Annotated in this window: 5 protein-coding genes and 1 pseudogene; 5 read left to right on the top strand and 1 reads right to left on the bottom strand. The window is 36.3% G+C overall.

Annotated elements, in window-relative coordinates; translation table 11 throughout:
• Window positions 1–161: 161 nt before the first annotated feature.
• A pseudogene (locus VCHSUH03_RS02425) lies at window positions 162–734 on the bottom strand (transposase); the annotation flags it as partial.
• On the opposite strand from VCHSUH03_RS02425, the gene VCHSUH03_RS02420 reads away from it, so the two are divergent.
• From VCHSUH03_RS02420 to VCHSUH03_RS02400, 5 genes are all read left to right on the top strand, one after another.
• Entirely contained in the window at window positions 704–1264 is a 561-nt protein-coding gene (locus VCHSUH03_RS02420) for a conjugal transfer protein (protein WP_479673084.1), read from the top strand. The pseudogene VCHSUH03_RS02425 and the gene VCHSUH03_RS02420 overlap by 31 nt on opposite strands.
• Window positions 1265–1538: 274 nt before the next feature.
• On the top strand, window positions 1539–1625 hold the full coding sequence (locus tag VCHSUH03_RS02415) for a tetracycline resistance determinant leader peptide (protein WP_012386611.1): 87 nt from the start codon (window positions 1539–1541) through the stop codon (window positions 1623–1625).
• Window positions 1626–1640: 15 nt separating this feature from the next.
• On the top strand, window positions 1641–3560 hold the full coding sequence (gene tet(M) / locus VCHSUH03_RS02410; RefSeq protein ID WP_002414694.1) for a tetracycline resistance ribosomal protection protein Tet(M): 1920 nt from the start codon (window positions 1641–1643) through the stop codon (window positions 3558–3560).
• Window positions 3561–3678: 118 nt separating this feature from the next.
• Entirely contained in the window at window positions 3679–3846 is a 168-nt protein-coding gene (locus VCHSUH03_RS02405; protein WP_167388605.1) for a cysteine-rich KTR domain-containing protein, read from the top strand.
• A gap of 123 nt (window positions 3847–3969) precedes the next feature.
• Entirely contained in the window at window positions 3970–5577 is a 1608-nt protein-coding gene (locus VCHSUH03_RS02400; protein WP_105093945.1) for an IS1182 family transposase, read from the top strand.
• Window positions 5578–5738 lie beyond the last annotated feature (161 nt).

Here is a 5738-nt window from a genome sequence, read left to right as displayed (position 1 = left end):
GGCTGTAACAGAATGCGGTTTTACCGCATTCTAGTTGCAGCCCCTTTAAAATATAAGAAACACCAAGAAAATTAGATTTGTAAAATCGTATGTTTTCTTGGTGTTTCGTGTTTTTAGACGCACTTAAATAGGCCTTTAGGCCTATTTAAAAATCTCTTGGTTTACGCAGTTTGTTTTGCAGTAAATAATGTTGTATTAACTCGTCCTGCTTGTATTCTGTTATGTAACTTGGCTAAATTAAATCCCATGGACAAGAGATATAGCATCTTATGCACGTTTCCACTGCCACGGTGTAAAAATCGTCTAAATCCAAGATCTTGTTTTAACACACCAAATGCGCCTTCCACTTGAATGGAACGGTTCATTCGTAATTGAATGCCTGTATCACTGAGTAGCCTATCTTGGTTCTCTGCCAATACGGTATCATACTCAGGTGTAATCTCAATTCTTTTTACTGGATTTTTTGTCGTTGCTTTTACATACCGTTGGCATTCCTTTTTGTATCCACATCGGTTACAAGACTCACAAATATATACCTTTCGCTCAGATACAAATCCTGTTTTGTTTTCCGCCTTACGCGTGAAGGCATATTTTAATTTACGTCTTTTTGCACAGATAAATGCATCTTCTTCAGGTATATACTCCATATTACGAGCTTTGCTAATATCCTTGGTCCAAGTCCTAGTTTTCGCTTTTTCGTAATATTGAGGCTTTATACAAGATAGGTAATGGTGTAAGAGGATTTCAGATATGGACGGTAGAGCCAACTGGCGACAATGAGTTTAATGTAACCTACAGTGTAGACCAGCTCATTACAGAGGGAGAAAATACAAAGACCGTCCACTCTGCTTATATAGTGAGTGTCTATGTAGATGGTTCTGGAAATATGGTACTGGTTAAGAATCCGACCATTACCAACATACCTAAGAAATCAAGTTATAAACCAAAAGCCATTGAAAGTGAGGGGACGGTTGATTCCATTACAACCAATGAAATCAATGAGTTTTTAACGACGTTCTTCAAGCTCTATCCTACAGCGACAGCCAGTGAACTTTCCTACTATGTGAATGACGGGATATTAAAACCAATCGGAAAAGAGTACATCTTTCAAGAACTGGTAAATCCTATTCACAATCGTAAGGATAATCAAGTCACGGTATCGCTGACAGTGGAGTATATCGACCAGCAGACCAAAGCAACGCAGGTATCTCAATTTGATTTGGTACTTGAAAAGAACGGGAGTAATTGGAAGATTATAGAATAACAAATATTGGTACATTATTACAGCTATTTTGTAATCACGTACTCTCTTTGATAAAAAATTGGAGATTCCTTTACAAATATGCTCTTACGTGCTATTATTTAAGTATCTATTTAAAAGGAGTTAATAAATATGCGGCAAGGTATTCTTAAATAAACTGTCAATTTGATAGTGGGAACAAATAATTGGATGTCCTTTTTTAGGAGGGCTTAGTTTTTTGTACCCAGTTTAAGAATACCTTTATCATGTGATTCTAAAGTATCCGGAGAATATCTGTATGCTTTGTATGCCTATGGTTATGCATAAAAATCCCAGTGATAAGAGTATTTATCACTGGGATTTTTATGCCCTTTTGGGCTTTTGAATGGAGGAAAATCACATGAAAATTATTAATATTGGAGTTTTAGCTCATGTTGATGCGGGAAAAACTACCTTAACAGAAAGCTTATTATATAACAGTGGAGCGATTACAGAATTAGGAAGCGTGGACAGAGGTACAACGAAAACGGATAATACGCTTTTAGAACGTCAGAGAGGAATTACAATTCAGACGGCGATAACCTCTTTTCAGTGGAAAAATACTAAGATAAACATCATAGACACGCCAGGACATATGGATTTTTTAGCAGAAGTATATCGTTCATTATCAGTATTAGATGGGGCAATTCTACTGATTTCTGCAAAAGATGGCGTACAAGCACAAACTCGTATATTGTTTCATGCACTTAGGAAAATAGGTATTCCCACAATCTTTTTTATCAATAAGATTGACCAAAATGGAATTGATTTATCAACGGTTTATCAGGATATTAAAGAGAAACTTTCTGCGGAAATTGTAATCAAACAGAAGGTAGAACTGCATCCTAATATGCGTGTAATGAACTTTACCGAATCTGAACAATGGGATATGGTAATAGAAGGAAATGATTACCTTTTGGAGAAATATACGTCTGGGAAATTATTGGAAGCATTAGAACTCGAACAAGAGGAAAGCATAAGATTTCATAATTGTTCCCTGTTCCCTGTTTATCACGGAAGTGCAAAAAACAATATAGGGATTGATAACCTTATAGAAGTGATTACGAATAAATTTTATTCATCAACACATCGAGGTCAGTCTGAACTTTGCGGAAAAGTTTTCAAAATTGAGTATTCGGAAAAAAGACAGCGTCTTGCATATATACGTCTTTATAGTGGCGTACTGCATTTGCGAGATTCGGTTAGAATATCGGAAAAGGAAAAAATAAAAATTACAGAAATGTATACTTCAATAAATGGTGAATTATGTAAAATCGATAAGGCTTATTCCGGGGAAATTGTTATTTTGCAGAATGAGTTTTTGAAGTTAAATAGTGTTCTTGGAGATACAAAGCTATTGCCACAGAGAGAGAGAATTGAAAATCCCCTCCCTCTGCTGCAAACGACTGTTGAACCGAGCAAACCTCAACAAAGGGAAATGTTACTTGATGCACTTTTAGAAATCTCCGACAGTGACCCGCTTCTGCGATATTATGTGGATTCTGCGACACATGAAATCATACTTTCTTTCTTAGGGAAAGTACAAATGGAAGTGACTTGTGCTCTGCTGCAAGAAAAGTATCATGTGGAGATAGAAATAAAAGAGCCTACAGTCATTTATATGGAAAGACCGTTAAAAAAAGCAGAGTATACCATTCACATCGAAGTTCCACCGAATCCTTTCTGGGCTTCCATTGGTCTATCTGTAGCACCGCTTCCATTAGGGAGCGGAGTACAGTATGAGAGCTCGGTTTCTCTTGGATACTTAAATCAATCGTTTCAAAATGCAGTTATGGAGGGGATACGCTATGGCTGTGAACAAGGATTGTATGGTTGGAATGTGACGGACTGTAAAATCTGTTTTAAGTATGGCTTATACTATAGCCCTGTTAGTACCCCAGCAGATTTTCGGATGCTTGCTCCTATTGTATTGGAACAAGTCTTAAAAAAAGCTGGAACAGAATTGTTAGAGCCATATCTTAGTTTTAAAATTTATGCGCCACAGGAATATCTTTCACGAGCATACAACGATGCTCCTAAATATTGTGCGAACATCGTAGACACTCAATTGAAAAATAATGAGGTCATTCTTAGTGGAGAAATCCCTGCTCGGTGTATTCAAGAATATCGTAGTGATTTAACTTTCTTTACAAATGGACGTAGTGTTTGTTTAACAGAGTTAAAAGGGTACCATGTTACTACCGGTGAACCTGTTTGCCAGCCCCGTCGTCCAAATAGTCGGATAGATAAAGTACGATATATGTTCAATAAAATAACTTAGTGTATTTTATGTTGTTATATAAATATGGTTTCTTGTTAAATAAGATGAAATATTTTTTAATAAAGATTTGAATTAAAGTGTAAAGGAGGAGATAGTTATTATAAACTACAAGTGGATATTGTGTCCTGTATGTGGAAATAAAACACGATTAAAGATAAGGGAAGATACTGAATTAAAAAAATTCCCCCTCTATTGTCCGAAATGCAGACAAGAAAATTTAATTGAAATAAAGCAGTTCAAAGTAACTGTGATTACAGAGCCAGACGCAAAGACGCAGGGGCTGTAACAAAACAGCCCCTTAACACTAGAAAAGCTGTTAGTTGATTTTATATGATCAACTAACAGCTTTTTTCTATATTTCTAAGAAAAAAGGGCCCCGAAGGGCCCTCTTCATTGGTATAATTAAATTATGAACAAAAACCATACCAATGAACCTAATTATACCAAACTAGTAATGCCTCGCCAACTAGTTTTACCATTGGATTATGGCATTTTGATAAAAGAAACAGCGCCTGTGCGGTTACTTGATGCTGTATTGGAGGAATTAGACTATAAAGAGTTACAGCATTTGTATTCTCCTAAAGGGAGAAAATCTAAAGTACCACCGCATATTCTGTTCAAAATTTTTGTCTATGCTATGTCCAACGGCGTGTATTCTACACGTATGATACAACAACAATGCGAAGAAAATATTAACTATATGTGGCTTCTTCAAGGCTATTTAGCCCCAAGTCATATGACATTCCAACGATTTTTTGCCCGTTGTACACTAGATATCTTAATGAATCTGTTTTCACAGTTGATGGAAGCTATTAACAGACATGATACCTTAACATTTAATGAAGTCTTTATTGATGGAACTAAACTAGAGGCTAATGCTAACAAGTACACATTTGTCTGGCGAAAAGCAGTGCAAAAAAGACTAGATACATTACCCTCAAAATTAGCTATATTAAAGAAAGACATCTGGAATGAATTAGGGCTAGATACCCATTGTATGAATGATGAATATATATATACCTTCCTAGCTAAAGAAATTGAAGTACAACATATGGAGCTCGTACAAGGAAAAGGTAAGCATAAAACACCATTACAACGGTTGTATGAGCGAGCAGAAGTTTTATATGAGAAGCGCAAAGAATACGAACAGCAGTTGTATATTATGGGTGAACGCAACAGTTATTCTAAAACAGATCATGATGCGACGTTTATGCATATGAAGGAAGACCACATGCGTAATGGGCAGCTTAAACCAGCCTACAATGTACAATTAGCCGTTCATTCTGAATATATTATGGGAGTTGGTGTATTTCCTAAGCCCAACGATACGAATACCTTAATTCCATTTGTACAGCAATTAGAAGAGATCCATAGCCACCGATTCACATATGTGGTAGCTGATGCTGGTTATGATAGCCACGAGAACTTAACTTGGTTAAAGAACAACCATTACCTATCTTGTATAAAGCCTCAATATTACGAAAAAGCGAAAACTAGGACTTGGACCAAGGATATTAGCAAAGCTCGTAATATGGAGTATATACCTGAAGAAGATGCATTTATCTGTGCAAAAAGACGTAAATTAAAATATGCCTTCACGCGTAAGGCGGAAAACAAAACAGGATTTGTATCTGAGCGAAAGGTATATATTTGTGAGTCTTGTAACCGATGTGGATACAAAAAGGAATGCCAACGGTATGTAAAAGCAACGACAAAAAATCCAGTAAAAAGAATTGAGATTACACCTGAGTATGATACCGTATTGGCAGAGAACCAAGATAGGCTACTCAGTGATACAGGCATTCAATTACGAATGAACCGTTCCATTCAAGTGGAAGGCGCATTTGGTGTGTTAAAACAAGATCTTGGATTTAGACGATTTTTACACCGTGGCAGTGGAAACGTGCATAAGATGCTATATCTCTTGTCCATGGGATTTAATTTAGCCAAGTTACATAACAGAATACAAGCAGGACGAGTTAATACAACATTATTTACTGCAAAACAAACTGCGTAAACCAAGAGATTTTTAAATAGGCCTAAAGGCCTATTTAAGTGCGTCTAAAAACACGAAACACCAAGAAAACATACGATTTTACAAATCTAATTTTCTTGGTGTTTCTTATATTTTAAAGGGGCTGCAACTAGAATGCGGTAAAACCGCATTCTGTTACAGCC

The sequence above is a fragment of the Veillonella infantium genome (assembly GCF_002959895.1).
Lineage (GTDB): Bacteria > Bacillota > Negativicutes > Veillonellales > Veillonellaceae > Veillonella > Veillonella infantium.
Note: the sequence above shows the minus strand (reverse complement) of the source record. Positions and strands in the feature narration are given on the sequence as shown.